The organism is uncultured Amaricoccus sp. (genome assembly GCF_937858865.1).
Lineage (GTDB): Bacteria > Pseudomonadota > Alphaproteobacteria > Rhodobacterales > Rhodobacteraceae > Amaricoccus.
Map to the genome: position 1 here is coordinate 1 of NZ_CALLYO010000422.1, position 3,960 is coordinate 3,960.

A 3,960-nucleotide genomic window follows, 5' to 3' on the forward strand; every position below is an offset into this window, starting at 1 on the left:
GCCCTATACCCGGCTGAAGGAGCTGAAGCACCTCCGCGACACCGGGCAGATCGACCCGGAGCTGCGCTGGAACGCCCTGGAGCCGGTCTGAGCGGAACCCTGCGGTATCAGCAAGAAGCGATCCCGGCGGCCCGCGCGGCCGCCGGCCGGATTGATCGAGCTTCACCGGATCCGCGATTTCGGGCCTGATCCCGGAGGTAGAATGAACCCCTTCCCGGACCGCCCCGCACCCGGAGCAGGCGATGCTCCATGACGTGGAGACCCCCGAGGGGCGCGCGGCCTTCGCTCGGCCCTTCGACGTCTGCGTGATCGGCGCCGGCCCGGCGGGGATCACGCTGGCGCGCCGGCTCGCCGCCCGCGGCCTCGCGGTCGCACTGATGGAGGGCGGCGGGCTCGAATGGTCCGAGGAGTCCCAGGACATCGCCGTCGGCGAGAGCGTGGGGCTCACCTATCCCGATCTCGACGCCGCGCGGGTGCGCGCCTTCGGCGGCTCCTCCGGCCACTGGAACGGCCTCTGTCGCGCCTTCGAGGCGGCGGACATGCGGCCGCGGCCGCAGAACCCCTCGAGCGGCTGGCCGATCGGCCGCGAGGACCTCGATCCCTACCAGGCGGAAGTCGCCGAGATCCTCGACCTCGTCCCGGCCTACGACGATGCAGCGCCGGCGACCCCGATCCCGCCGGAGGACGGCTTCGAGCAGGTCTGGTACCTCCGCAGCGCCCCGACCCGCTTCGGCGAGAAGTACCTCGACGAGATCACGAGCGCCCCTCGGATCGCGCTCGGCGTCCACGCGAACCTCGTCGACCTCCGCCTCGACGATGGCCTGACCTCCGTCACCAGGGCAGTCTTCCGCGCCTACGGCGCGGCCGATCCCGGCTTCACCGTGACGGCGCAAAGCTACTGCCTCTGCACCGGCGGCTTCGAGAATCCCCGGCTCCTGCTGAATTTCGACAGCCAGATCCCGGGCGGCATCGGCAACCAGAACGACCTCGTCGGCCGGTTCTTCTGCGACCACCTACGCATGGAGGTCGGCGAGGTGATCATGAGCGCGGTCCCCGAGGCCGAGGTGCGCTTCTTCACCCCCACCGAGGACTTTCTCGCCGAGCGCCAGACGCTGAAGATCGTCCTGCACCTCGATTACTACCGCCGGAAGCCGCTGTCGCTGCCGAAGGAGCTCGCCCGCAGCGTCCAGTGCACCCTCCCCTTCGGGGAAAGACTCGCCGAGGCGGTGACGGGCGACGTGCTGCATTGCGACCGGGGCGGTGTCGAGGACTGGCTCGCCAGCCGCGATCCCGAGGCGAACCCCTGGGGCCGGGTCGTGGTCAACAGCGAGCCGGCGCTCAACCCCGAGAGCCGGATCACCCTCTCCGACGCGCGCGACGCCCTCGGTCTCCGGCGCACCCGCCTCGACTGGCGGACGCTTCCGATCGACGACCGCACCATCCGCGAATCGACCCTTGCCTTCGCCGGCCACCTCGCCGACCGCGGCGAGGGCCGGATGCGGCTCTACGACACGGCACTCGCCGAGCAGCCGATCCGGGCGACAGAGCCGGAGCAGCGCCTGAACGGCTGGCACCAGATGTGCACCACCCGGATGAGCGACGATCCGAAGACCGGGGTCGTCGACCGGAACTGCCGGGTGCACGGGCTCGCGAACCTCTACATCGGCGGCTCGAGCGTCTTTTCCACCCCCGGCTTCCAGAACCCGACCTACACCATCGTCCAGCTCGCGCTCCGACTCGCCGACCATCTGGCAGCGTAGCCGGCGGGGGGCTCGGCTTTGCGGGTCCGCGCCGGGCGTGTGATGCGGGATGCGGCCGAAGGCCTCAGCGTCAAGGGGTTACGTCGTTTCGCTCGATGTGGAACGCGTATGGAGACGTATGGAATCCATATGGCACGCAAAAAGTCGGGATTCGGGCGGCGACCGGACGGGTTCAGCCGGTCCGGCCCAGAACCGGACCCAGGTGACGGGCGAGGCTGCGCCGCATCCGCCACAGACGCGCGCCCAGCGTTGGCGGGTTGACCGGAAAGCGCGCGAGGCGCGGCTCCAGCCGGGCGATCATCGCCTTCTGCAGCCGCCCGTCGGCCTGCTCGGCCGGCTCGGGCGTGACCAGCGCCGAATAGACCCGGGCATTGTTGGCGGGGTTCAGCACCAGCGCCGGCAAGAGGTCGTACCCCTGCTCGAGCGCTGCCCGCCATCCGCCGAGCCGCTGGTCGAGATAGAAGGCATTGATCCAGTCGAGGCCCTCGGGATGGGCGCCGCGCCAGTCGCGCCAGTCGGCGAGAAACGGGGTGAAGGCGTCCCGCGCGAAGATCTCCGCGCCCAGGGCGGCCGGGAAGTCGGGGCTGCTGCAGTCGAGGCCGGAGAAGTAGCGCGCGAAATACTGCCTGCCGAGCTCGAAGCAGCCCGCCGCGATCATCGCGTCGCCGGGACGCTGGTAGCGGTAGGCGTTTCCCGGGATGAGCTCCTTGATGTCCCAGCCGAGCACCGCCCCGCAGGTATGCTGCTCGACCAGGGCGGCGATACCCGGCCGCGCCGGCTCGAGGTCCAGGATGTGGTGGGTAAGGCCGAAGCGCCGGCTGATCGCCGCGGCGATGCGCACGTCGGTGACCGGCTTGCCCATGTAGCGAAAGGTCACGGTCTCGAAGCGCAGCCCGGCGGCGAGAAACGCGGCGGCAACGGTGCGCGAGTCGAGCCCGGCGGTCAGCGGCAGGAACACCGTGCCCGGAATGCGGGACTTGAGCTCCTCGGCGAAGCGCGCGAGTTCGGTCGCGGCGACATCGCGCGCCGCGTCGAACCCGGCGAGCGGCCGGATGCCATGGTCCGCATGCTCGACGGCCCCGGTGCGGAGATCGATCTCCTGGTCGCAGAACAGCCGCCGCACCGCCCGCCAGCGGGTGCCGGGGCTGGGGAGATAGTTGCCGTTGCCCGGATGCGCGAGCGGATCGTCGATGTCGAAGGGAGGAATCTCGCCGGTGAGCGCCAGCATGGCGATCGCCGGGCTCGAGGCCACCACGAACTCCCCGCCGGACCGGCCCACGTGCAGACCGAGGAGCGCCGCCGCATCGCCCGAGACCCGGGGCCAACGCACGCGGGCATAGCGCCCGGCGCCGCACCCGGTGGCGGGATCGGCGCAGAGGCGCGCGCCGATCAGCACCTCCGGTGCATCCGGCACGCGCCGGTCGACCTCGACCGGGAGATCCTGCTGGTACGACAGGATCCAGCCCTCGGCGAGCGGGACCGAGATCCAGCTCGGATCCACGGCGACCGGCCGCCTGGCGATGACGAACTGCTTGCGATGCAGCAGAAGATCCACTCCGACGCTCCCCGATGACACTGGTGGTTGTAGACGGGGGCCGCGGCCGGCTCAACGGAATACACGCTCACCGAATCGAGAGCAGCCACGGTCGCGCCACACCGGCCTGCAGGACCCCCGCAGCCAGCCGACGGGATCAGCCACTTTGTCCAGTTCGTCCAACTGCTACGAGCCGTCCGTTGCCGATCACCCCGGCCTCGGGGAGGCTCGTCTCGCCGAACTTCATACTCTACTCCTTGCTATGCTGCGATTCGCGCGCGGGGGGCAGCCTGCGTGAATCGGGACCGGCCGGTACCTAGGGACAGAGGAGAGACCCCGTGATCATCGTCGATACCGCGATTGCCAAGCACGTCGCCGCGGGCAAGCCGCCGATCCGGGTGGGCATGATCGGGGCGGGCTTCATGGCCTCGGGCGTGGTGCTGCAGACCGGCGGCCCCTACCGGGATTCGATCCGCATCGCGGCGATCGCCGCGCGCACGCCGTCGAAGGCCGTCGCCGCCTACGCGGCGGCGGGCTTCGCGGACCCGGCGATGGTCGACAGCGCCCCTTCCCTCGCCCGCGCCATCGAGGCCGGCCGCCCGGCGATCACCGAGGACGCGATGCTGGTGGCGACCAGCCCGCACATCGACGTGCTGCTCGACGTCA

The 3,960-nt window shown here is 70.7% G+C and carries 2 protein-coding genes and 1 pseudogene; 2 read left to right on the forward strand and 1 reads right to left on the reverse strand.

Features of this window, described 5'->3' with window-relative positions; genetic code table 11:
- Positions 1-242: 242 nt before the first annotated feature.
- A complete protein-coding gene (locus Q0112_RS12490; RefSeq protein ID WP_297975814.1) occupies positions 243-1,760 on the forward strand; it encodes a GMC oxidoreductase in 1,518 nt (505 codons plus the stop codon).
- Between the two features lie 172 nt (positions 1,761-1,932).
- Here the strand turns inward: Q0112_RS12490 and Q0112_RS12495 are convergent, their stop codons facing one another.
- Positions 1,933-3,315, reverse strand: a complete 1,383-nt coding sequence (locus Q0112_RS12495; RefSeq protein ID WP_297975815.1) for a 7-cyano-7-deazaguanine synthase — start codon at positions 3,313-3,315, stop codon at positions 1,933-1,935.
- A gap of 317 nt (positions 3,316-3,632) precedes the next feature.
- On the opposite strand from Q0112_RS12495, the pseudogene Q0112_RS12500 reads away from it, so the two are divergent.
- A pseudogene (locus Q0112_RS12500) lies at positions 3,633-3,960 on the forward strand (NAD(P)-dependent oxidoreductase); the annotation flags it as partial.